This window comes from Microbulbifer mixtoriginis (SeqCode), from assembly GCF_052466715.1.
Genome location: NZ_CP174288.1, coordinates 2,031,122 through 2,055,677, shown reverse-complemented (window position 1 = coordinate 2,055,677; position 24,556 = coordinate 2,031,122). Strand labels below are relative to the sequence as shown.

Here is a 24,556-nt window from a genome sequence, read left to right as displayed (position 1 = left end):
ATTAAGACTCCTGGGTTACCCGCATGACTTCTTCAAGGGAGGTCCTGCCGGCCAGGACCTTGGCAATACCGTCATCACGAATGCTCGGCCCCAATTTACGTGCTTCTGCCACCAGCTTGCTCTCGGAGGCTCGATCGTGGATCAGCTGGCGCATGATTTCATTGAGCGGCACCAACTCATAAATACCGATTCGGCCCACATAGCCGCTATGGTTACATTCATCACAACCATTGGGGCGGTAGATGAGAGCATCCTCAGCGGGAGCGACGCCGAGCACTACCCTCTCCCCTTCATCGGGAACATGGGGCTGCTTACAGGTAGGGCAAAGCACCCTGACCAGGCGCTGTGCCAGAACTCCAATCAAACTGGAGGACAGCAAGAAGGGTTCGATGCCCATATCCATCAGACGGGTAACAGCACCAAGTGCAGTATTGGTATGCAGGGTTGAGAGTACCAAGTGACCAGTCAAACTCGCCTGGATGGCGATCTGCATAGTCTCAAGATCTCGAATCTCACCAATCATCACCACATCCGGGTCCTGACGCAAAATTGCGCGCAAGCCCCGTGCAAACGTCATATCTGCCTTAGTATTGACCTGGGTCTGCCCAACCCCTTCCAGGTTGTATTCGACCGGGTCTTCCACCGTCAGGATATTTTTTTCACGACTATTAATACTGCCGAGGCCGGCGTAGAGAGTGGTCGTTTTACCCGAGCCCGTCGGGCCCGTCACCAGAATAATGCCGTGGGGGTGAGCCAATAGCTCCGTCATGACACTGTGGTCCCGCTCGGCCATACCCAGCTTGGACAGGTCCATTTTACCCGCCTGCTTGTCTAGCAGACGCATCACCACCCGTTCACCGGCCGAGGATGGCATGGTAGAAACACGCACATCGACTTCACGCCCGGCCATCAGCAGCGAAATACGGCCATCCTGGGGAATACGCTTTTCAGCGATATCCAGCTTGGCCATTACCTTGATACGGGAAACCAATAGCGGAGCCAGGGCGCGCCGAGGCTGCAACACCTCGCGCAGCACACCGTCTACCCTAAAACGCACAATCAAGCGTTTTTCAAAGGTCTCAATGTGAATATCCGAAGCCCCCTGTTTCAGGGACTCCGCAAAAATCGCATTGATCAGCTTAACGATGGGCGCATCGTCTTCCTGCTCTAGTAGATCTTCTGTTTCCGGCAGCGAATCTACAACTGCGGCCAAATCCAAGTCATCACCCAGCCCCTCGACTTCGGAGAGGTTGCCCCCCTCACGGTTTTCGTAGAGGCGCTGCAAGGCTACCTGGAAAATTTCATCTTCCACCGACTCCAGGCTTACCGCACCACCATTGATACGTTGCACCTCGGCAATCGCAGAGGGGCTCAGCGGTGCAACGTATTGGCACAGCGGGCGCCCCTCCTGCTCCAGTAGCAGGACCTTATGGCGCTTAGCGAAAGCATATGGAAGGCGACGAATTGCTGGAGTCCCTGTTCCTGTATCAACCGTCATTTAGATTCTTCTACCTCCAGCACCTCAACCTCACCATCCAACACTTCAACCTCGCCAGGTACTCCCTCTAGGGCGTCTTCCAGGTTGTCAACGGCATTGATAGAGCCATCTACCGGCGCTGGGCTTTCGTTATAAGTTCCTGTTGGCGGCATCAGGTCAGGTAGCGCATCACCGCGGTGCCAATCCCACAGCAGGCTCGTTCTGTCTTTCAAGAAGATCTGCTTCTGCTGCATATCCATGTAGCGTTTGCGGGTTTCTTCATAGCCAGCCAACTGGGTGCTCAGGATCTTGGGTTTCAGGAACACCATCAAATTAGTTTTTACGACTTTCTTGGTATTGTTTCGGAACAGACGCCCTATTCCTGGAATATCCCCCAACAGAGGCACTTTCTGCACGGAGTCAGTAACATTATCTTCTATCAGCCCACCCAAAACCAAAATCGCACCATCATCAATCAATACCTTGGTGCGAATTTCACGTTTACTAGTAACGATGTCCGAGGCACCCACAGCGGCATCAGCTGCAGCGGAAAGCAGGTTTTCAACCTTCTGCTCAATTTCCAAAGTTACCGAGTTATTGTTATTTACACGTGGAGTGACTTTGAGGGTGGTACCAATATCTTCCCGCTGAATAGTGGTGAAAGGGTCGTCATTGCTACCGGACAACAATTGCTCACCAGTAATAAAGGGTACATTCTGCCCGACGAGGATTTCAGCCTCTTCGTTATCCAAAGCCATAATGGTCGGCGTAGACAGAATATTGGTATTGCCCGCTGTGGCAAGCGCATTCACTGCAACTCGGATATCACTTCCACTCAAATAGCCTAAATGTAATGCATTCGCGCCAGTGATACTCGTGAAAGGAAGGGAGAACGGATTGATATTCCCATCTCCGTCTTCAGCCGGTAGGTTGTTCCAGCCGGCAACAAGGTTTTCATCACCCGTGATCCAGCTGATACCAAGGTTATTATTGGTATCCTCTTTCACCTCGACAATAATTGCCTCGATCAGCACCTGAGCACGACGTACATCCAGGCGTGCGATCACGCCTTTCATTGTTTCCAGTAGTGCCGGGGGCGCGGTGAGGACCAGCGCATTGAGGGATTCGTTGACCTGAATACTGACTTCAACGTTCGCAGCCTGCTGGTCTTTTTCTGTATTCTGAATACTACCGCTCATGCCTTCCAGAATTGGCTTCAGGTCGGCGGCATTGGCATACTGGACATAAACCACAGCCGTATTGCCATCACCATCCAGCGGCTGGTCCAAGCGGGCAATAACGGTTCTGATCTGCTGGCGTGTTACTGGGTCACCGGTCAAAAGAACGCTATTGGAACGCTCGTCCACTGCGATTCGCAACGGTTGAACTTCCCGGCCAGCGCCCTTGCCACCAGACGCCTGCAGTAAGTCATTGAGAATTTGCTTCACTTCTTTGGCGGAAGCAAACATCAGTGGCACCACTTCAATATCGATGGCACCCGCACGATCGAGCTGTTTTACCAAGAGAACAATCTGGTCAATATTCGCCGCACGATCAGCAATAATCAGGGTATTGGTATCAGCATAAGCTGCCAGGTGGCCAGTCTGAGGAATCAGCGGGCGCAACATAGCGATCAACTGGGAAGCGGAGATATTCTCAACTCGAACAGTACGAACGACTAATGATTCGGCCGGCGCACGGGTATTTTCATCAGCAACCGGTATCGCCTGCTGCTTGGCAAGGGCATCGGGTACCACTTTCCAGGTACCACCCTGCTCTACCAGGCTGAAACCATTTACTTGAAGCACCGACATAAAAACATCGAAAGCTTCATCATGTGTCATAGGGTCACCGGCAACAACGGTGACTTTTCCCTTTACATTGGGGTGGACAATTATATTTTTTCCGGTGAAATCCGCTGCCCAGTTAATCAGGTCGCGAACATCGGCATTGTCGAGAGAAAGGGTAACTCTCTCCGGGCCCTGAGCCAGCGTTGCAGTAGACACAAAAAAACTAAACCCGACCGCAATCAGCCGTCGATAAAACATCTTCATCATTATTTATCTGGCTCTAGTAAATGTTCAAAAAACTCAAAACAATCTAGTTAGACAGTTTTTATTGGGGCTGGCGCTGAGCACGACGCTCACGGGCCAGTTCACGCAGCTTTTCCATCCGCTCTCGAATACTTTCCTGGCTCGCCTCACGTCTTGAGGAACTTCCCGCACTACTACTTTGCCTAGATTTGCGTGACAGGCTTGAGTAGTTTTTCAGCGGGACATTGGGGCGGCCATCCATCTCGGGATATGTCAGCTTTTCCATCCTGCCATTACGACGAAGAACTACATGGTCTACCTCAACAGAATAAAGTTCTGCGCCACCAGGCAGGGAATCTCCCACATACAAACGCTTTGCAGGCTTGCCTTTTTCGGCAACCAGGGCGCTGGCTTTACTCTTGTCCGAATTATCCAAAACGCCAGAGAGGACGATGTTCAGCTGGGTTATAGGGAGGTTGGAGAGATCAACTTCGGGAACAGCTTCTTGTTTCTTGGCTTCGGCATAACCAAAGAAGGGAGTGTTCGGTATTGAAGCTGCCTGGGGGGCACTCACACGACTATCATTGCGCTCGGCCAGCAGAGACTCTTCCGGCTCTGCAGGAATCAGTAAAGAGCCATAAGCGAGTAGATTGCCAGATACCCACAGCAACCCCACCGCAGATGCCGCCATGGTGCCACGAGAGAGCGATCTGCGTGAATCGCCCTGGCTAAAGCCTTTACCGACTGAGCCAATGGCTCGCTTTAATGGGGACATGAACATACCCACATACAAGTTCAACTTTCTTAGGTTATTGGTTTTTGACGCCTATTTTGTTGCCTTCGCCTTCGAAAGGCAACGCTCCTGCCCAGTTAAACGTTGCAAACCAACACTTCGTCCCCGAAATTGCACACTAGTTCCGTAGTCCAGAAGCCAAAAATGAGAAAAGGCGGCAATACGCCGCCTTTTCCAGTACTGATCAGTATACTAATCAGAAATTACAGCTTTGCTTCCAGCTCGGGGACTGCTTCAAACAAATCTGCCACCAAGCCGTAGTCAGCAACGGAGAAGATTGGAGCCTCCTCATCTTTGTTGATAGCCACAATAACCTTGGAATCCTTCATGCCAGCCAAATGCTGGATGGCACCGGAAATACCAACGGCAATGTACAAGTCCGGAGCAACGATCTTACCGGTTTGGCCAACTTGCATATCATTGGGCACAAATCCAGCATCTACTGCAGCGCGTGAGGCGCCAACCGCCGCACCCAGCTTGTCTGCCAACTTGTATAGCATCTCGAAGTTGTCGCCATTCTGCATACCGCGACCACCGGAAACTACCACGCTAGCGGCGGTAAGCTCAGGGCGGTCGGATTTAGCAAGCTCTTCTCCTACGAAAGAAGAAATACCGGCGTCATCGGCAATATCTACAGCCTCAACAGCTGCACTTCCACCTTCTGCAGCCACTGCGTCGAAAGCAGTAGTACGAACGGAAATCACCTTAATGGCGTCAGAGCTCTGCACGGTCGCGATAACGTTGCCAGCGTAGATTGGACGCTTGAAAGTATCGGCACTCTCGACAGAGATGATGTCAGAGATCGGTTGAACATCCAGCAGCGCAGCGGCGCGCGGCAGCATGTTTTTACCGGTGGTAGTGGCTGGCGCCAGGATATGGCCGTAATCTTTACCCAGATCGGCAACCAGCTTGGCAACGTTTTCAGCCAACTGGTGCTCGTAAGCAGCGTTGTCAGCCAACAATACTTTGCTTACGCCATCAACTTTAGCAGCGGCGTCTGCAACAGCAGAACAGCCTGCGCCAGCGACTAGGACGGCGATGTCGCCACCGATAGCCTTAGCTGCGGCGATAGTGTTGAGCGTAGCGCCCTTCAGTTCGGCGTTGTCGTGTTCAGCAATAACTAGGATGCTCATCAGATTACCTTCGCCTCGTTTTTCAGTTTCTCTACCAGTTCCGCCACGTCGGCAACTTTAACGCCAGCCTGACGCTCTGCTGGTGGCTCGACTTTCAGGGTTTTAGTGCGAGGAGCGATGTCTACACCCAACTCATCGGGAGTAGTAGTATCGAGAGGCTTCTTCTTGGCCTTCATGATATTCGGCAAAGATGCATATCGTGGCTCATTCAAACGCAGGTCGGTAGTCACGATAGCTGGCAGCTTCAGCTCAACAGTCTGCAGGCCGCCATCGATTTCACGGGTTACCTTCACAGCGTCGCCTTCTACAACCACTTCGGAAGCAAAGGTGCCCTGCCCCATACCAGTCAATGCGCCCAGCATCTGGCCAGTTTGGTTGTTGTCGCCATCGATAGACTGCTTGCCGAGAATAACCATTTGCGGCTCTTCTTTATCGACAATCGCCTTCAGGCACTTAGCCACAGCCAGAGGCTGCAGTTCGGCATCGGCCTCAACCAGAATGCCTCGGTCGGCTCCCAGCGCCAGTGCTGTGCGAATTTGCTCCTGGCTCTGCTTGGGACCCATGGAAACGGCGACTATCTCACTAACAACGCCTTTTTCCTTCAAGCGAACCGCCTCTTCTACTGCAATTTCGCAGAAGGGGTTGATAGACATTTTGACGTTGGCAGTATCAACGTCAGTGCCGTCCGCCTTGGGGCGAACCTTGACGTTGTAGTCGACAACGCGTTTCACAGCTACAAGAACTTTCATGGAAATCCCGTCTCAAATATGCTTTTTAACAGCCGCGACTGACGATTCTCATCGCGAACGGATACGGTGTTCTGGTCAAACAGGTGTTTGAACGGCGTGTATGGTGGCGGTTCTATACCGCAAAATCAATAGCCAAATAGAAGTGACTTCTGCCATTCATGCAATCTATTTCAGGAAATAGAGACCATCTATTCAGCTTCCCTAAGCTGTTGAAATACAGCACATTTGCCATAGCAAATGAATAGTCATGCAATTGGTAGGGTTGAATAAACGCCTATATAATCCGCCCTCTATATAAATGATAAGGCCGGAATGGCCGCAAAAAGTTGAATACAACTGCTGAGGAGAGTGCCGTGGAACGCGAATCAATGGAATACGATGTAGTGATCGTGGGTGCCGGTCCGGCCGGATTGGCAGCGGCCTGCCGTATTCGCCAGCTCAATGAAGATGTCTCAGTATGCGTTGTGGAGAAAGGTTCCGAGGTCGGCGCCCACATTCTCTCCGGCGCAGTTTTTGAGCCAACTGCTCTAAATGAGCTATTCCCAGACTGGAAAGAGCGCGGCGCCCCGCTGAACACAGAGGTCAAGGGCGACGATATCTACGTTCTGCGCAGCGATGAGAATTCCATCAAAGTGCCCAACATGTTTGTGCCAAGCACCATGCACAATGAGGGCAACTACATTATCAGCCTCGGTAACCTTTGCCGTTGGTTGGCCGAGCAGGCAGAGAACCTGGGTGTGGAGATTTTCCCCGGCTTCGCCGCTGCAGAAGTTCTGTACAACGAAGATGGCTCTGTAAAAGGTATTGCCACTGGCGATATGGGTATTGGCTTAAATGGTGAGCAGAAAGACTCCTATATGCCAGGCATGGAGCTGCACGCCAAGTACACTCTTTTTGCCGAAGGCTGTCGCGGCCATCTGGGCAAGCAACTGATCGAGCGCTTCAAGCTGGATGCAGATGCCGATCCGCAACATTACGGCATTGGCGTTAAGGAAATCTGGAAAGTTCCTGCGGACAAACACCAGCAAGGCCTGGTAGTTCACACAGCAGGCTGGCCTTTGGAGCAAAGCGGCACCCACGGTGGTGGTTTCCTTTATCACCTGGAAGACAACCAGGTTGTGGTTGGCCTAATTACCGATCTCGCTTACAGCAATCCACACGTAAGCCCCTTTGACGAATTTCAGCGTTACAAACATCATCCGGTAATCAAACAATACCTGGACGGTGGTCAGCGTGTCGCTTACGGTGCACGTGCCATTGTTAAAGGTGGACTGCAGTCTCAGCCGAAGATGACCTTCCCTGGCGGCCTGCTGATCGGCGACAACGCCGGCACCCTGAACTTCGCCAAGATCAAGGGCAATCATACCGCGATGAAGTCCGGCATGATCGCCGCTGAGTCCGTAGTGGAAGCCCTTGCCGCAGAGCGCAACAGTGAAGAGCTGACCGACTACACCACCAAGTATCGTGATAGTTGGGCCTGGAAAGAGCTGCATATGCAGCGCAACTTCGGCCCGGCACAACACAAGTGGGGCAACATCCTCGGTTCAGCTTACGCATTTGTCGATATCAATATCTTCAAAGGCAAGCTGCCCTGGACCCTGCGCGACACCAAAGCTGACCATGCACAACTGAAACCGGCTGCGGACTGCGCAAAAATTGACTACCCCAAACCCGACGGTGTACTCAGCTTTGACAAGCTCTCCTCTGTGTTTATTTCTAACACCAACCACGAGGAAGACCAGCCTTGTCACCTAACCCTGAAGGATCCGGAGATTCCGCTTAACCACAATCTGCCGATTTATGATGAACCAGCTCAGCGTTACTGCCCTGCAGGCGTTTATGAAGTGGTTGAAGATACCAACGGCAAACGTTTCCAGATAAATGCACAGAACTGTGTGCACTGTAAGACCTGTGACATCAAAGACCCAACCCAGAATATTGTCTGGGTTACTCCAGAAGGTGGCGGCGGCCCCAACTACCCAAATATGTAAGCAGTTTGCTTTCTGGCGCCTTCGGGCGCCATTTTTGTATCCGCGTTATTAGTCAGCGCTCTTCCAAGATCGCAAAACCAGATGAACTCCTGCTTCCAGAAGTCGGAAGCAGGATTTAGCAGGCAGAAAATCAGAATTTATACTGAGCACTTAAGGCAAAGAATTGGCCAAGCTTCTCTTCGAATACGATGACGCCATCACGCTCAATCTCGATAGACTCATCCAACAAATTTTGCATCTTGGCTTTTATTGTCACTTCTTCGATGGGATACCAGGAGTAAGTCAAATCCAAAGAATGAAAAGGTTGTTCATATGAGTCTGGATCGAGTTTACGGCCGGCGAGATGCAACCTCTCACCAAATACGTTATACCCCAATGTTGCCGAATGGTTGCCATCAGGACTATCAAAGCCCAAAAGCATATTCACGACAAACTCCGAAGCCCCCGTCATTTCCCGCTCAGGATTCGTAGGCGCATCAGCCTCACCCCCCGCAACCAATTCCGTCTCCTGCAAAGTGACGTTGCCCTGCACAAAGAAACTCTCCATAGAGTCACCCAGGAAGCCGAGCTGCTTCATGCCCTCGATTTCAATACCGGTAATTTCTCCAGACTCGGCATTAATAATTTCCCTGGCTACATTGGTATCACTGGAAGCCGCTTCAAAAAATTCTATGGGGTCAATAACATCCTTATAAAAAGCGGAAACCGTTAAGTTGTCCCCACTATCGAAGAACCATTCGGCACGCAGATCATAATTATGGATTTCAGAGGGACGAACACTGGGGTTACCTTTGACCTGCTCTCCAGTAATAGGATCGATATAATACGCATCGGTAATTTCACGAAGATCCGGCCGTACAGCTGTCTTTGAGACTCCAAAACGAAGCTGAAAAGTCTCCGCCCAAAACTCTCCCATATAAGTCAGTGAGAAAGATGGGTAAATGTCATCTTCAGAATATACGGCTTCCAGCAGTTCTTTCGGGTCAGTTATTACTTGAGGGTCATCTATGGTGTAGCCATAAGGATTCCATTCAAGTGCCACTTGACTGTAATCCTCCCAGCGCGCCCCAGCCGAAATTCGCCAGGTTTCAAATAATGTCCAATCGAATTTACCAAATACTGCATCTGTAGCCGTAGCTGCTAAATAGCTTTGCTTGTTACTTCCCGCCAAGTCGAAAACGTAGTCATTTCCATTGTTGGTGATATTTTCATCACCAAATACCTCGCCCAGCGGGCCAACGAGTACATCTTCAGTAGCCACACTGAAGATATCTAGGCGCAGCTCAGTTTGCTTGTATGAGCGCCCCTTCTCCATCCTCGCGAAGCCGCCCGTCAACTCCAAACTTGAAAATGAAAATTCTAGAGGCAAGTTGACTGACCAACCGTAATTTTTGACTTCGTCTTCAAGCTCTGTAAATCGAAAACCTGCACTTCGAGAACCCGTACTGACCTTAGAGCTAAGCACTTCACCCGTCGTAGGATCAGTAACTGTATCGGAAATGACGTCGACCTGATTGGGGATATCTGTGGTCGCTGTTGCACCCGAATAAAACCAATCAACAATCACCTCTTCCGGAACCAGATTGAAGAACTCAAAAGGAAGAAGGGTTTTGGTCTCGGGTCCCAGAGAGTGATTGCCCTTGACCTGATTTAGGCTTAGCTCTCTTTCTTCATACTTCAACAAATACTCACGATAGCCTGAACCGTCTGATACCTGCCGGTTCTCATTAAAGTAATCCGTAATAGAGGTTTCATCATCAGTATTGCGCAGGAATATACTCGTAGTTTCAATCACATGCTCATCAGCAAAGCGTATACCTAAATTTAAATTCCCACTGATATCCACTGAATAAGTTGACTTGTTGCGATTATTCAATTGCTCTTTGGGGGCACCAAAGTTGCGCAGGGTTCTCTCAGACTCCCTCCACTTACTTTTATAAGAGGCTCCAGCCAGAAATCCCAACTCCCAAAGATCATTGAAGGAAAAACGGTTGCCTACACTCGCTTTCATATCCCTATCCAGATCACTGGAATCCACTTCGATAGAAATATCACGATTGAGATTTAAGGCCAGTTCACGATTTAGTGCTTGGGCTGCATCATCGGCTTCATGCTCACTGGCATACTGATTTCCCTCCTCAACCAGAACTTTTCTGATATCGGAGATACCCAAGCCCCCCCTGAAACGTTTTAGCGCTGCGGATATTTCTCCTGGGAGTGCCCTGGTACCATCATCAGTTCCGAAGATGTCATCATCTCCACCCTGATAACTCAGAACCTCGCCACTGGTTTCCGTATTGCTTCCTGTGCCAAACTCTACAGAATAAGTCAGATCATCGGGAATTCCCTTTGTGCGAATATCCACATTGCCACCGCCAAAGCTAGCAGCCTGATCAGCAGAGTAACTCTTCTGAACAGCCAGGGAATCCACTATGGAAGTAGGGAATAAATCGAGAGGAATCACATTTCGAGTCAGATCCGGTGAGGGTACTATCGCACCATTTAGCGTGGTACTTGAGTAACGCTCCCCCAATCCACGCACATAGACGAACTTATCACTCACGAGCGACAGTCCTGACACCCTGCGCAACGCAGCCGCCACTGTAGAATCCCCTACCCGACCGATCATCTCGGCACCAAGGATATCGGTGACCACTTCTTCTTCCAGGCGCTCACTGACCAGGGCCTCCGCGGAGTCCCGCAAACGCCCCTGAACTACCACTTCTTCAATCCCTTGTGCTGTACCAGTGCTTTCTTCCACCAAATCCGCATCCTGGGCAAATACACCAGGAGCCATAGCAGAGGCCGCGGTAATAGCCATTACCAACGGCAGTCTCTGGAAATTTTCATATTTAGCCATTACACGGGCCTCTTATCATTCCTATTTTGGGGTATCAAAACCAAACAGGGCGCCGACCCCATCAGCGAAGGCGGCGCCCTGCAGGTTCAGGAGAAATACTCCTAACAATCCCTAAAGCTAATTATTCAAACCAGAGAGGCTGTGCCCGGTTGCCCTGGTGAAGGCCGTAAGTCCAACCTTGAGTCCAGTCAGTGCCATTTATATCGAGGGCACCCAAGTATGCGCGTTCAAACGCAGTTACAGTAGGCGCGGTATCATTGATGCGCTGTTGATCAGCAGCTACCGTATAGATTGCAGGGGTTCCGTCTAGCAAAATAAAATTGGTATCAATACCGATGGTTGGGCTCACCGCACCAGAAATCGGAGCAAACTGGTTACCATTATCTTCAGCCCAGGCCACTAAATCGAATGAAGCTTCGTCGGTTTTAGTGCGATCTTCACAAGCGAAAATGTTTGAGGTCAAGGCTAGCTCTGTTCCGGAGGTCGCTTCGTTACGGGTTTGAGCACTCTCCATACGTAAACAGTAGTTGCTACCATCATCAGCCGTTTCGTCAGCTTTAAATGAGGCAACGATTATTGAGTTAGTAATCATTGGGTAAATACCCTCACGCAAGCGCCACCCAGCACCCGGATCATGCGTACCTTCTTTTTGAGCAGAAACGATACAAGTCAGACCATCAATCATAGGGCGACTGTTAAGCCCTTGATTAATCAGTGCGGTGTAATCAATCGTGTCTTTATAAGAACCGATTCCATCTGCCTCAATACAGTGGTTGCCATCATTTTCACTCTGAATCACCAGGGCATTGGTGATACTTCCGCGGTAACCCTCGTCAATATCGATTGAGTCATCTCGCACATAAAGAGCAACATAATTATTAATATCTACCGCACCACCAAAGAACTCAATCCCATCATCAAAAGTGGAATAAGCCTGCAAATTGTTTACCACAGTCCCATTTCCAACCGCATCAAATGAGATACCATTGAGCTCATCGCCACTAGCGACCAAGGCTCCAGTATGTTTTACGACGACATAGGAAAGCTCACCAGAGTTGTCCGCATTGTTGTCGCCGCCGTAGTATGAAGTGTTATCATCAGTAGACCCCTCGGCAGCAACATGACACTCTCCATCCAAGACCAAATCTCCGCTGCCAATAGAGCCTTTATATTTACATTTATTGGTAACACCAAAACCATTGATAACCATTCCACCCCACTGGGATACTGCATCAGCAGTCACAGTGCCGCGAACATCAGTTTCAGAAGTGAAGGTAATTGGTGCGGATTCAGTACCACGGGCAAAAACTTGCGAGCCACGATTCACGACCATAAAAGCCGAGTTATCCTTGAACGCAACGGTTGTCCCAGCCTGTATCTCCAGCTTTACGCTATCTCCACCCTTGGTGATACCAGCGGCCTGCAAGTCGGCATCACTAGAGAAATTTTTACCAACAAAAAGACTACCATCAAAAATATGGGCTCCACCTTCTGAAAGCGCCGGGAGGTACAAATCTTCAGTTAAAGGATTGGATGCAGAAACAAAATCGGTTCCATATCGGCAGTTACCACTCTCATAGGTACCTTGCACACCAGAGCTTTCAACAATTGCACAGGGGTTTTCTGAAGAACCGCCTCCAGAATTATCAACAGAGTTATCTACTGAATTATCTACGGTCTTAGGCTCAACACTGACACCACCACCATCACAACCCGCCAATAAAGCCGCAATTACGGCAGCCAGGACAACTCGATTTTGTATACGCTTCATACTCCCCCCTAAAGGAATTAATATCCAAAATATGAGCAGCCTATGAATATTGACCTCAGATTTTCACTTATAGATAAAAACTTGAAATCAAATAATTGACTGCCTGAACACTATGTTTGTTTTTACGCCTAAGCGAATAGAACGGAGGGGAGTGTAGAAACGGCGTGTTGCGAATTTGTTAACTTTTTATATGTTTTCAGTAATTTTTGCACTAGATACTTGAACTTTACATTTAATTGTATTTTTTATTTCCCTTGGATTTACATACGCTTTCAGAAAAATGAAAGAAATATAAAAACCATTAAATCTTGCCAATTGCACAAGTCTACAAAGGCTTCAAAAAAATATGGAAAGTTATGAATCTAGGGAGAACTTACGTTAAAGGTGATTTCAAGAGGGGCTTATCTAAATAGTTAGATAAACCTGGGGGAATAGAAAACAACCCCAGGTTTAGAAAAGGACGTTTGCTAATAAGAACCCAAAAGAAATTCGCCACCCGCACTGCGTATAAACAGCTGCCCAGAACCATTTTCCCCCAGCCTTCTCTCTTCTGCCCAATCTACCAGCTGGTAGAAGACATCACGGGACACCCTGGCCATTAGGCCATTTCGGGCTTCTACGTAGGGGACTGGCTGCGCAGGTGTGCCGAATTCTTGAAGCTGCCAATTGCTACCTTGATTCAGCTCAATGACATCGCCCACACTCGTAGTGAATAATAGCCGCTGCTCCTCACCCTTTGAGGCACTGCGCGCAACCTGAGTAGCTACAAAGGGGACATCCTCAACTTGTATTCGCAGCTTTTCGACAGGAGTGACCAGAAAGTACTCATCCCCTTCCCTCTTCAGAATGCTAGCAAACAACTTCACCAGTGGTTGGCGGCGGATTTCGGTTCCTTCATGAATCCAGCGACCATCACTCTTGATCACCATATCCATATCGCCACAGAAATCCGGGTCCCACCGGTCAACCGGTGGGTGCCCGTGGAACTCCTTTTGCAACTTTTGCAGTTGCTGAAAAAGTGGCTCAGCCAAAGGAGGACCCCGCCGTGTCGCCAGAATGGCCGCTCTCCATGGGTTTACGCTGTGAGGTATCACCAATGTGTACACCCACATCCATAATAAACTCCATCAATCCCTCACGATCCTCGATCACATCGGCAAAGGATTTGGAGTGATAGAGCTCTACTGCGCCCTGCACTAGGGCCCAGTAAGTGGAGTAATAGAAATAGGCAGGCACTTTTTTCAGCATCCCCTGCTCTATCCTGCGCTCAAATACTCGGTTTAAAGCCGAGGTGTTGGAGTTACGGATAGCGTGTAATTCGGAGATCATCTCAGGCGCCAAATTGAGAGAGATAATCTTTTCTTCCAAGCGCTGAAAGAGGCGATCCTTACCAGGATCAGCCATACGGGACTCAAAGTAGGCACGGGCGGGCGCGGTAATGTCGCCTTTCTCTGCATTCTCTACTGCGATCTTCAGGCGCTCTGCCAGGGACTTTTCATAGTCCATCAGCAGCCGCATATAGATTTCTGTTTTAGAGATAAAGTGCTTGTAGATGGTGCCTTTGCCTATATCTACACGCTCAGCAATCTGCTCAACCGTGACTTTCTCTTCACCATGCTCCAGCAGAAGCTCCAGAGCCGCATCCAGGATGCGCTGCTCACGCGCGCGAAACCTCTGAACCTTCTCTTTTGCCTTATCCATACTTCCGACCTTCTCTGCCCGTAATGTTGGGGACTGAAATTGACTATTCATTCATGAATGATAGGCAATTCGAGTCGCTTGGAAAAGAGAATCGGGAAATTAGCCTAGAAAATACGCCCAAAGAGAGAGCAGCCCGCCTAAATTTTGTCCTAATACGACATTTAAGGTCCAAGTTAGCCATCATTTTCGCCATGAATGACATCACATTGCTAACGCAAAGCGCTCAACTAAGTGAACCATCAGCCACCAATGAAACTTGATGCAAAATTAATGACTAATAATGGCCTTTACGTCATCTACTGTTATTATCGCTCTTCTGGGCAGGCCTCCAATGCCAGCCCAGGCAAACCCGACTATCACTTATAGGTAACAGGTAGAGTCGTCCATGTTGGAAAAGCTGAGCAAACTTCTCGACGTCGAAGAGCTGGATCGTCACCTCTTTCGCAGTCGCCATCACGTCGAAAATTATCGAAAAGTACTCTTTGGGGGCCAGGTGCTTGGCCAAGCCCTGATGGCCGCCGCCCGTACCGTCGAGGATCGCCTGCCACACTCCCTACATGCCTATTTCTTACGCCCTGGATCAAGCGAGCTACCGGTAATCTATGAGGTGGACCCAATACGTGACGGGGGCAGCTTTACCACCCGCCGCGTTGTGGCCAAACAGCGCGGCCGCGCGATCTTTAACATGTCGGCCTCTTTCCAGATCCAGGAGCCTGGTTTCGATCATCAGGCCGACATGCCTGCTGTGGACATACCTGACCCAGAAAGCTTAAAAAACACTCAGGAACTGGCTCTGGAGGCTGGCCTCGTTAGCCCGCAGTATGACCAGCGTCGCTATATGATCGACTTCCGCCCAGTAGATCCACAAAGCTACTTTGGTGCCGAAACTCGAGAAGCCAAGTGTATGTTCTGGTTGCGTGCAGAGGGCGAAATGTCTGATGACCCTATCGAGCACCGAGCAGCACTCTGCTATGCCTCTGATATGGGACTACTGGGCACCTCTCTGCAGCCACATGATATTTCCCTATTCCATCCACACCTGATGCCAGCCAGCGTTGACCACGCCATGTGGTTTCATCGCAACTTCCGTCTCGATCAATGGCTTTTGTACGTCACTGATAGCCCGTCTGCCGGTGGTGCACGTGGATTTACCCGCGGCCAGATCTATACCCGCGATGGCGTGTTGGTAGCCTCTACCGCACAAGAAGGCCTCATTCGACAAATTAAAAGCTAAGTCGAAAGGTTATAACGAAAGCCAGACAAGAAAGCGCCACTCATTGTATCGGTAGAGATAGCCCAGCCGGGAATGAGCGGCGCAACCTTTTACCTGAAAATCTAATAAATAGCTTCAGGATCTCCACGGGTGAATAGTCCCTTCTAATCCACAAAGACAATCGCTACCAATTTGGCGATCTCGCCGACATAAGCTGGCGGTTTTCTTCTTAGGATACGTAACAGGCCACTCTGCATTTTTAAGAAGTGTGAGAAGTATGGAGCCATTTCGCTTTAGGGGCTCGCGAAAATACCTTCATCTACATGTGGGGCACCCTCTTAACCCCTGCCCCATAAGAGCAAAAAATGGAAAAAGTACAGACCATTCTCAAGCACAATAACCGGAGTTTATTAATAAGGCTTTTGAACCATGTGGAAAGTTGGTGCTAGAAATACTCAGGAGAAAAGAAGCAAGCTGACAGACACAAAAAAGCCCGCAGCATGCGGGCTTTTTAAATAATGGTCGGTGAGAGAGGATTCGAACCTCCGACCCCTTCGTCCCGAACGAAGTGCGCTACCAGGCTGCGCTACTCACCGAGGTCGCGAATACTACGCGCCCACTTTTTATCGGTCAAGTATTTTCGACGCAAATTTCATCTTCGTACATTTTGCATTCAACCACCTTACTTTATGGCTTTTGAAGGCTTTATCTCTCCCCGCTATACGAACATCTTTGGCTTTATGTTATCGCCCCCTCTGAAATAACCGGCTTGCCCATTCGGGAGTCTTATTTTGGATATATTTCAATCAATAGTGTACTCCTGCTGATTTCGCTCCTTCATTTCGGCAAATACCGCATGCGGTGCACTTGGTGAGCAATGGACTCCTGCAATTGCAGGGCATCATCTGCTTCGTAGATACCACTCACCTCAACACTGGTGACCAGATATAGATGATACTTGCTTGAAACTAACAGCATGTTAACGGCTTTATAAGTGCATTCTTTTAACCGCTATTTAAGTGCCTTCCAAGTTAATGGGTGTCCATCACATTATTCGTAGCCTGATACCAGGTGACCTCTACCTTGATCCTGGATACTACGCCTTTTTAACTGCACCAAGATTTTTCACAGCACACATAGAGTTTCATTCAGCACTACCTGCTGCTATTAAACCCGGCGAAGCCAATAGATTGATAAAGATCCATGTGAAACATGCAGAATAAAAAAGCCCTCCGCCCTACCCCACATTGATTCCATAGAGAAGAATTTTTAGCTTACACATAAAACAACTCAGAAAAGAAGAAATGCTTTATGATTATTATTTAGGAGGAATTTAAATAAGATTGCCTACTTGAAGTCACACCCTGAAACTTTTGAGCGGGGATGAATACATCGCCTCCTCCAAACAATACAATGTATAAGTTTAGAATCAACACGGCCTGCATCTTATAGAAAACTGAGTGAATTATCGGCTAAAAAACGTTACATTTTTAAAAAGGTACAAACATTTTTCACGCCTTTATATTCAACCGATTTTAGCCACAAAAAATTCTTAAACTTTTCCAGCACACTGCGAAAGCTTCTCTATACTCTGCTCAGCCAGCTGGATACCCGACACTTAAAGCATTCCCCCTATTATTGGCACCTGATTTACTTCTAGCTGGTCAAATTGTTAATGGGGCTTTATCAAGTCTCAATACTCTCAACCCAGAAACCATGAAATACCTGGACGATAGATTTTTATATCGATAAAGGCCTACTCAAGGAGTACGTTCATGTACCAGCCATATGCATACGCTCAAGGGACTTTTGGACAGCCACTTAACTACGCTATTCCTCCAATCAACACAGTCGCAGGATTCACCAATATATTCCCTCATCATGCTGTACCACAACTGAGCCCCCAAGGTTTCCTGGGTGATTTGGTGAGTCGGGCGGCGCCATTAATTAGCGGTATTGTTGGTGGACCTCAAGGCCAGCTGATCAATTCCCTCGGCGGTCTTGGTCAATTGCTTCCCTTCCAAGCATTACCACAAATTCAGCCTCAACTTACCCAGCCATTCATTCCTCAGGGATATATTGGAGAATTAATCAACCGGGCAGCGCAACAATTTGGGGGCTATTTGGGTGCCCCCCAAAACCAATTTGTGAATGCTGTGAATAACCTCAGTCAGTTACTGCCTTTCCAGGCTGCGCCACAATATACGCCCCAGGGTTTCCTAGGAGAACTGATAAACCGCGCTGCTCCGGTAATTGGCAACTACATTGGTGGCCCACAGGGCCAACTTCTCAACAATGTTGCGCGACTAGGTCAGCTACTGCCATTCCAGGCCATGCCTCAGTTCGTTCCACAATTAACGACACAGCCCTATTTAAATCAGTTTACCCCTGTTCCCCAGATTCAAGAGCAGCTGGGAACCCTCCCTGCTCAAATGATGAACCCAATGACGGGTATCGGCCATACATTGCCATTTCAGGTAATACCACAGACTCCATATCAAGGATTGCAAAATTTAAGTGGTATCGGCCAGGCATATCCATTCCAGGCCATGCAGCAGCCTAACTCACCCCTACAGCAGCAATCCTATTTACACTAATCAAACACTGATTCTTGGTGGCGGATTTTCCGCCACCAGTTTTATATAACTTGCCCCGGCATTCTTTAAGTTGATCGTTATCAGAGAAAAATAATGAAAAAATTTGAGCAGTATGTGGCTGTCCCTAACCGCAAGGTATTAGCTACCGCCATAGAATTGGAGGAGCTGGCACGCGAGGCAAAAAATTGCCCAGATGTGAAAGAAGTCGTCTTGCGCAAAAGCAATGTCACACTACGAGCTACACCAGATGCAGTTGAAAACTTAAGAAGGAAATTAGGCGGGAAAGTGATCATAGATCCAGACAGACCTATTCAGCCAATCGGCTAATATTGAATACCCTCTCGATTCATTACTTTCGGACGTTAAGTACACGCTAAAAGTCAGCACCGCACTGAAAGCGAAGGAACACAAACATGACTGAATCCCGACAAGAAAAGGCCGCAGGAGAACCTTCGGTCGAGGTTGCAGAGAAGGTCGAGTTACTTATTTCTCCCCGCCGGAGCCAAGTGGCCAAGTCTATGGGAGTCCAGCTATTAAACGCTGGCTCAATGCACAATATAATTTCAACTATTGCCAGGCAGCCCGGTTGTGAAGTGCTTCGCGAAATTAGGCCAGGTAGAAAGCTAAAAACACTTTCAACTGCCGATGAAGCAACAAATATCTACAAAGTGCGTATGGATGTTGATGCTGCCGCTACTCTCTACCAAACGGCCCCTCCCAATATTGCCGTTGAACTGGATTCATTACTTTCTTATGGGCAAGCTAATTTTGCACCAAGCTTTACTGCAATTTTTGCCCAGCAACCCGGTCTCTTGCGTGAATATCATGCTAAGGCCCAACAAGTCCGGCTCCGAGTGGTCGGCTCAAAGGGTGAACCGATTCGGGATGCTCAAGTAATTGTAGAAAGTGCGGGCTTCCCACAAGAGGGCGTAACCAACAACAAAGGGGAGGTGGCAATCAATATTTTCGCCCAGAGTGGCGGGGCCCAGATCAAATCCCTTCTTATCCGCCCCTCTAAAGATTTCTGGAATAAATATATTCGTTGTCCCTCACTTTCTCTGACAGGAGTAAACCTGGTCAAATTGCACTCACTAAGCGAGGCAATCCCCAGCTTTCCAAATAACGCTCCCTATGGCTGGGGGCAAAAGTACATGGGCTTAGATCAACTTCCCGATGAATATACCGGTAAAGGTATTAAGATCGCCATCATTGACTCGGGGGCCGATAACCAACATCCAATACTCTCGCATCTAAAAAATGGCATTGATGTCACTAATAATTACGACAGCAAAAGCTGGGCAGAAGACATTGTCGGACATGGAACCCATTGCGCAGGTATCATTGCCGGCCAACCCTCTGGGACTGATGCTATACGTGGCTTTGCACCAGAAGCCGAAATTTATGTATTTAAAGTCTTCCCTGGCGGCCAATTTAGTAGCCTGATTGATGCAATCGCTCACTGCATTGAAATAGGTATCGATGTAATCAATATGAGCCTGGGGAGCACAGATTCATCAGAAGCCGTTGAACAGCAAATTGAAGATGCCGTGCAACATGGTATCGCCTGCGTTGTTGCCGCTGGCAATTCTGGCGGCCCTGTTCAATATCCTGCAAGATCCCCCAATGTTATGGCTGTAGGGGCGATAGGAATGCTCAATGAATTCCCAAGAGACTCCTGGGATGCTCAAACCGTTATTCCATCAACCGTTACTGCAGATGGTGTTTTCTTACCCACCTTTAGTTGCCATGGACCAGAGGTATCAGTAGCGGCTCCGGGAGTGGGTATTGTGTCATCGGTGCCAGATAAAGGATTTGATGTACAGTCAGGCACGTCCATGGCAGCACCTCATATCACTGGTCTGGCTGCCCTGCTACTTGCCCACCACCCATTATTTAAAACCACTTTCAGACAGCGTGATATTTCGCGTACAACCGGCCTCTTCCAACTGATCCGAACACTAACATCACCAATGAATCTTGGGGCAGATAGAGTAGGAGCCGGTGTTCCCAGGCTATTTGGTATTGATTCTCTATTCGAGTCAGCCAAAGAAATGGCAAAAACCGAAGGTGTTGGTGTATCTGCCGCCCAGCCCACAAGCCCACACGCTTCTCCTTATACCGGATATAGCGTGCCGCCAATGCAAGGGTATGCGGGGGCTGCAGCAAACTGGTCCGGCCATCAGTTTGTCCCGGCCTATTACGGGGCAGAGGTTAGCGGAATGCCCCCCCAACAACCAGTGATGGGTACTTTCCCAGACGGCTTCGCCTTTGCCTATGGAATGCCCTTTATGGATCCACGCTCCATTCGTTATTGGTAGAGACATCCACAGAGGCCACGGGAACCTGTGGCCTCTGTATCTACGTCATCCCTCAATGCTTGCGCATGGGCCATTTTCCCTATACACAGCTTGAATAAAAATCAACCACCCTTTCCCCTATCAACATTTTTCGGCGGCGCTTTTCTACATAACACAACCTCTAGTGACATATTGGGTTGTGCTTAGGTATACCATTTACATTGATAACGCCTTTATAAGTGTATTCTTTAATCCGACTTGATAGTAAAAGCTGCTTCTACATGCACTAACTAGACGCGCCGGAACGAATGATTAAACCCAGGTGCCGTGACTCATTTGCTTGATGGCGACATGTCGGCACCTGTAGGCTTGCTCATTGTCCAAATTGGAACTTGTTGGATTTTCTGCCAGATAATGATGCGTAAACAACTTCTCTCTTTGTCTTTGATTGTTCTTATCCTTTCACCGGTTTCTAGGGCATATGAGCTCTTATACACGGCAAAAATCGACCCTGAGAGTAAGAGGGCCTTGGTTGAGGTAGCTCTGAGCGGTGAAGACGTACCCAGTAAGCTAACCCTGAACCTGGCTTCAGGCCGTTATAAGGACCTGAAGAGCGCGCAGCCTTTGGAAGAAAAGGAAGGAAAGGCTATATGGCACACCGCCGGCAACGAGGCAAAACTCCGTTATAGTTTTGTTATCAATAACCAAAGGAAAAACGGTGGTTATGATTCACGCATTACCAAAGACTGGGCAATTCTACGCAGCGATAAATTAATTCCGCCAATTTCTGCTACTAGCCGAGGACGGGCCACGGATACCCGCCTGAAGTTAGAGATGCCTGAAGGTTGGTCTTCCGCTCTGCCCTACCCTCAAATCGAAGAAAATCTCTATCAAGTATCCGACAAAAAGCGACGTTTTGTCAGACCAAAGGGATGGATGATTGTTGGTAAGATCGGCAGCCGCCAGGATTTGATTGCCAACACAGATACCAGAATTTCCGGCCCTAAGGGGCAAAATATCCGTCGACAGGACATTCTTGCATTTCTCAATTGGAACCTGCCAGAACTTAAAAAAATCTTCCCTCTATTTCCAGGCCATTTATTGATCGTTACCGCTGATGACCCTATGTGGCGAGGGGGATTATCCGGGACGCGCTCATTATTTATGCATGCCGATCGGCCTTTGATCAGTGGAAACCGCACCAGTAGCATGATCCACGAGCTAGTACATGTCGGAACAGGTATCCATGGAGATGACCAGAGTGACTGGATTGTGGAGGGCCTTGCAGAATTTTACTCCCTTGAAATTTTAAGAAGAACTGGTGGCATCAGTGATGACCGCTACCAAGAGGCAATGGATAAACTGATTAATTGGGGAAAAAAGGCCCCCACTCTATTGGTGAAACGCTCCTCAGGGCCAGTTACAGCGCGGGCAGCGGGAGTTATGCTGGAACTCGATAAAGAGATTCGTGAAGCGAGCGACGGTAAAGCCAGTATCGATGAGGTTGCGAAAGCACTCGCGAGTACCCGTGGCGAAGTTACTTTGGAACGCTTTCGAAAGCTGTCAGAACAAGCAGCTGGTAGACCCGTAAAAGCACTGGCCTTAGAAAACCTCACCGAGAATAATTCTAAGGACATCAAACAACAGATAAAAAAAAGCCCTGACGACGGGGGGGGAGAGCGTCAGGGCCAAGACCATTAGGAGTGAAACTTGGAGGATTTCATCCTTGCTACACTACGGGCAAATACCATCCTGGTGTGCCCTACCGGCATTGCATAACACGTTTGGGGGGAGACATGTTAGCCAGATAAAGACAGTATCGAACACCCTCAATGGATTGCCAGCAACCCTTCCAATAAATTAAGAACAAATGGAAATAGCTTCATTGGCAACCGTACTAAAAGTTATTAAGTCTATTGCCATAAGGTCATCCGTGAACTTTCCAGACTTTTTTCCTCAAGTTTTACAATTTGTTGAAAACAACGCTTGACTAATCTCTGATAGTCCATAGAATAGCGCCCACTTACGCAGCCAAGGGCACGTAAGTATAAGAAAACGCTAGGATTTTTCAGATTTATCAGATAGAATTCGCAGCGTTCTCATCCACACACGATGTGGAACAAAGGCTAGGTGGCAGAGTGGTCATGCAGCGGACTGCAACTCCGTGTACGCCGGTTCGATTCCGACCCTAGCCTCCATTTTTCCTTTTCATTGCAGAATCCTGTGAACTGCATTGAACGTGAGGATCCAGGGAAGAGCAAAAGTGCTAAACTCCCGCCTCGCAAAGGAGCTGCCCGGGTGGTGGAATTGGTAGACACAGGAGACTTAAAATCTCCCGGCTTCACGGCCGTGCCGGTTCAAGTCCGGCCCCGGGCACCACACATTTTGTTAGAATCAAAAAACGAAATATCTCTTGGCACAAATTTTGTGCACCCCTTCAGAACCTCTAAACTCTTTCTCAAAACTTAAGGCAGAGAGAGTAGAAATCGTTTTCTTGATTCAAAAGTGCTCCTACTCCCCTAATCACTCCCTAGATTGCCAACATAAGTGACACACGTTTACCCGCCAAAAATTCCAACGGGCTCAAGTAATTTAGTACTTTCCTAGGTCGAGTATTGATTCGAAACACTGCGTCATCAATACGGCTTTTGGGTATCTTGCCAATTCCCACTCCTTTTGGGAAGAAGCGCCTCAAAAGGCCATTAGTGTTTTCGTTCAGCCCGCGCTCCCAGGAGTGGTAAGGTTTCACAAAATATATTCTGCATCCTAGCTTCTGCGCAATCGATTGATGACCTGCGAATTCTCCGCCATTATCGAAGGTGATGGTTTTGCAGATGGCCTGATATGGCTTCAGCATCTGCTTTATTGCCCGCCCCACTGTTTTCTTGCTCTTATTTGGGACTCTGCGAGTGAGCAATAATTTGGAGACTCGTTCAACCAGTGTCACCAGATAGCCATCTTGACCATAAACTGTATCGCCCTCCCAGTGACCAATCTCAGTGTTTTCATCGACAATCGCAGGCCTTTGATCAATATCTATGCGCTCTGGAATAAGCTTTACGCCTGCCTCAGAACTTGCCCGTTTACGATAGGGTTTGGCTTTCCTTGGTAGACGTAACCTCCAGTTAAGTCGACGGATCCAGCGGTAAATTGTTGAACAGCTAACCGCTTTCGTACACCGTTCCAGCCGCATTCGCCCAGCGATTTGTTCAGGACTTGCATTTTTTAGCTGGTGGTCGATTTGTACCTGCATGGCAAAGTCGAGCTTGGTATGTTTAACAGCTCCGTGCCGTCGTTGCAGTGCCTGACGGTGGGCACTCTCGGCACAGTAAGGGCTGTAACGACCAAGCTCACGAGAGATGGTCTTATTGGATCTATTGAGGCGTAGTCCAATGGCTCGGGCTGAATAGTTCTGCCCATTAAGGACCTCAATCTGGTATCGTTCTTTCAAGGTCAGCTGGTTGGTACGGGTTCCCATGAGGTTCCTGGCTTGTTTGTGTGGAAGCTTACTAGCCTACAACCAGCTGGCCTCCTTCGCTATCGCCATGTGTGTCGGTTATTGTGAGAATCTAGGCTCTATTTAAATTCAGCCCGCCCTTATAATCCCAGCTGTAAAATAGCCGAGCCCCTAGACATCAATACCACCTATGTTAATGGTTCGTCGATCCCACAAGGTGGTAAGGCACTTGACTGAAGTAAGCTTTAAGAAACCATGGGCCAGATTTTCAAACTACCATAATTTGCCTGATAGATTTCAGCCATCTTTTTGCCAGCCAACATCTCTTGCTCCCGAAAAAATAGGGGAGCTACGCTACTTCTTAGCATTGTATACAGCAGAAATAAATGCGACTCTGTCTCTCCACCCATGATTTACTAAGAGTGAAAAGAGGTAATTGCCTAAATTTTCAATAGGGGGATGGGCTCAGCCTAAGAGATTCATG

17 protein-coding genes and 3 tRNA genes are annotated in these 24,556 nt (G+C 48.7%); 8 read left to right on the top strand and 12 right to left on the bottom strand.

Going from position 1 to position 24,556, the window contains the following annotated elements; genetic code table 11:
* Position 1: 1 nt before the first annotated feature.
* From gspE to ACJJH9_RS09070, 5 genes are all read right to left on the bottom strand, one after another.
* Positions 2–1,498 carry a type II secretion system ATPase GspE gene (gspE, locus tag ACJJH9_RS09090; RefSeq protein ID WP_444925012.1) on the bottom strand — a complete coding sequence of 499 codons (1,497 nt, stop codon included), beginning with the start codon at positions 1,496–1,498 and terminating at the stop codon, positions 2–4.
* Positions 1,495–3,534 carry a type II secretion system secretin GspD gene (gene gspD, locus ACJJH9_RS09085; protein WP_252085841.1) on the bottom strand — a complete coding sequence of 680 codons (2,040 nt, stop codon included), beginning with the start codon at positions 3,532–3,534 and terminating at the stop codon, positions 1,495–1,497. The genes gspE and gspD overlap by 4 nt, the downstream gene beginning before the upstream one ends.
* 58 nt (positions 3,535–3,592) lie before the next feature.
* Entirely contained in the window at positions 3,593–4,285 is a 693-nt protein-coding gene (locus ACJJH9_RS09080) for a type II secretion system protein N (RefSeq protein WP_444884975.1), read from the bottom strand.
* A gap of 221 nt (positions 4,286–4,506) precedes the next feature.
* On the bottom strand, positions 4,507–5,436 hold the full coding sequence (locus tag ACJJH9_RS09075; RefSeq protein WP_252085839.1) for an electron transfer flavoprotein subunit alpha/FixB family protein: 930 nt from the start codon (positions 5,434–5,436) through the stop codon (positions 4,507–4,509).
* Positions 5,436–6,185: an electron transfer flavoprotein subunit beta/FixA family protein gene (locus tag ACJJH9_RS09070; protein ID WP_444925011.1), complete on the bottom strand. Its 750-nt coding sequence runs from the start codon at positions 6,183–6,185 to the stop codon at positions 5,436–5,438. Before ACJJH9_RS09070 ends, ACJJH9_RS09075 begins: the two co-directional genes overlap by 1 nt.
* A gap of 353 nt (positions 6,186–6,538) precedes the next feature.
* Between ACJJH9_RS09070 and ACJJH9_RS09065 the strand changes: the two genes are divergently transcribed.
* Complete coding sequence (locus ACJJH9_RS09065) at positions 6,539–8,176, top strand: electron transfer flavoprotein-ubiquinone oxidoreductase (RefSeq protein WP_444886120.1); 1,638 nt, start codon at positions 6,539–6,541, stop codon at positions 8,174–8,176.
* A 130-nt stretch (positions 8,177–8,306) separates the two neighbouring features.
* Here ACJJH9_RS09065 and ACJJH9_RS09060 read toward each other — a convergent pair whose 3' ends face one another.
* The 4 genes from ACJJH9_RS09060 to ACJJH9_RS09045 form a co-directional block, all read right to left on the bottom strand.
* Positions 8,307–11,036 (bottom strand): TonB-dependent receptor domain-containing protein, encoded by a 2,730-nt coding sequence (locus ACJJH9_RS09060; RefSeq protein WP_444925010.1) that lies wholly within the window; start codon positions 11,034–11,036, stop codon positions 8,307–8,309.
* A 121-nt stretch (positions 11,037–11,157) separates the two neighbouring features.
* Complete coding sequence (locus tag ACJJH9_RS09055; RefSeq protein ID WP_444925009.1) at positions 11,158–12,807, bottom strand: beta-helix domain-containing protein; 1,650 nt, start codon at positions 12,805–12,807, stop codon at positions 11,158–11,160.
* Positions 12,808–13,274: 467 nt separating this feature from the next.
* Positions 13,275–13,838 (bottom strand): DUF1285 domain-containing protein, encoded by a 564-nt coding sequence (locus ACJJH9_RS09050; protein WP_252085835.1) that lies wholly within the window; start codon positions 13,836–13,838, stop codon positions 13,275–13,277.
* Positions 13,831–14,508: a TetR/AcrR family transcriptional regulator gene (locus ACJJH9_RS09045; RefSeq protein ID WP_252085834.1), complete on the bottom strand. Its 678-nt coding sequence runs from the start codon at positions 14,506–14,508 to the stop codon at positions 13,831–13,833. The genes ACJJH9_RS09050 and ACJJH9_RS09045 overlap by 8 nt, the downstream gene beginning before the upstream one ends.
* A 385-nt stretch (positions 14,509–14,893) precedes the next feature.
* On the opposite strand from ACJJH9_RS09045, the gene ACJJH9_RS09040 reads away from it, so the two are divergent.
* Entirely contained in the window at positions 14,894–15,742 is an 849-nt protein-coding gene (locus ACJJH9_RS09040; protein ID WP_444925008.1) for an acyl-CoA thioesterase, read from the top strand.
* A 498-nt stretch (positions 15,743–16,240) separates the two neighbouring features.
* On the opposite strand, the gene ACJJH9_RS09035 is transcribed toward ACJJH9_RS09040, so the two are convergent.
* Positions 16,241–16,317: transfer RNA gene (locus ACJJH9_RS09035), tRNA-Pro, on the bottom strand.
* Positions 16,318–16,558: 241 nt separating this feature from the next.
* Positions 16,559–16,699, bottom strand: a complete 141-nt coding sequence (locus tag ACJJH9_RS09030; protein WP_444904689.1) for a hypothetical protein — start codon at positions 16,697–16,699, stop codon at positions 16,559–16,561.
* A 797-nt stretch (positions 16,700–17,496) separates the two neighbouring features.
* Between ACJJH9_RS09030 and ACJJH9_RS09025 the strand changes: the two genes are divergently transcribed.
* The 6 genes from ACJJH9_RS09025 to ACJJH9_RS09000 all read left to right on the top strand — a co-directional run bounded on the left by ACJJH9_RS09025 (position 17,497) and on the right by ACJJH9_RS09000 (position 22,994).
* Positions 17,497–18,318: a hypothetical protein gene (locus ACJJH9_RS09025; protein ID WP_444925007.1), complete on the top strand. Its 822-nt coding sequence runs from the start codon at positions 17,497–17,499 to the stop codon at positions 18,316–18,318.
* 93 nt (positions 18,319–18,411) lie between these two features.
* On the top strand, positions 18,412–18,645 hold the full coding sequence (locus ACJJH9_RS09020; protein ID WP_444900827.1) for a hypothetical protein: 234 nt from the start codon (positions 18,412–18,414) through the stop codon (positions 18,643–18,645).
* 86 nt (positions 18,646–18,731) lie between these two features.
* Entirely contained in the window at positions 18,732–20,636 is a 1,905-nt protein-coding gene (locus tag ACJJH9_RS09015) for a S8 family serine peptidase (RefSeq protein ID WP_444925006.1), read from the top strand.
* Between the two features lie 507 nt (positions 20,637–21,143).
* Entirely contained in the window at positions 21,144–22,316 is a 1,173-nt protein-coding gene (locus ACJJH9_RS09010) for a hypothetical protein (RefSeq protein WP_444925005.1), read from the top strand.
* Between the two features lie 423 nt (positions 22,317–22,739).
* Positions 22,740–22,813: transfer RNA gene (locus ACJJH9_RS09005), tRNA-Cys, on the top strand.
* A gap of 94 nt (positions 22,814–22,907) precedes the next feature.
* Positions 22,908–22,994: transfer RNA gene (locus tag ACJJH9_RS09000), tRNA-Leu, on the top strand.
* Between the two features lie 151 nt (positions 22,995–23,145).
* On the opposite strand, the gene ACJJH9_RS08995 is transcribed toward ACJJH9_RS09000, so the two are convergent.
* A complete protein-coding gene (locus ACJJH9_RS08995) occupies positions 23,146–24,093 on the bottom strand; it encodes an IS30 family transposase (RefSeq protein WP_444925004.1) in 948 nt (315 codons plus the stop codon).
* Positions 24,094–24,556: the final 463 nt, after the last annotated feature.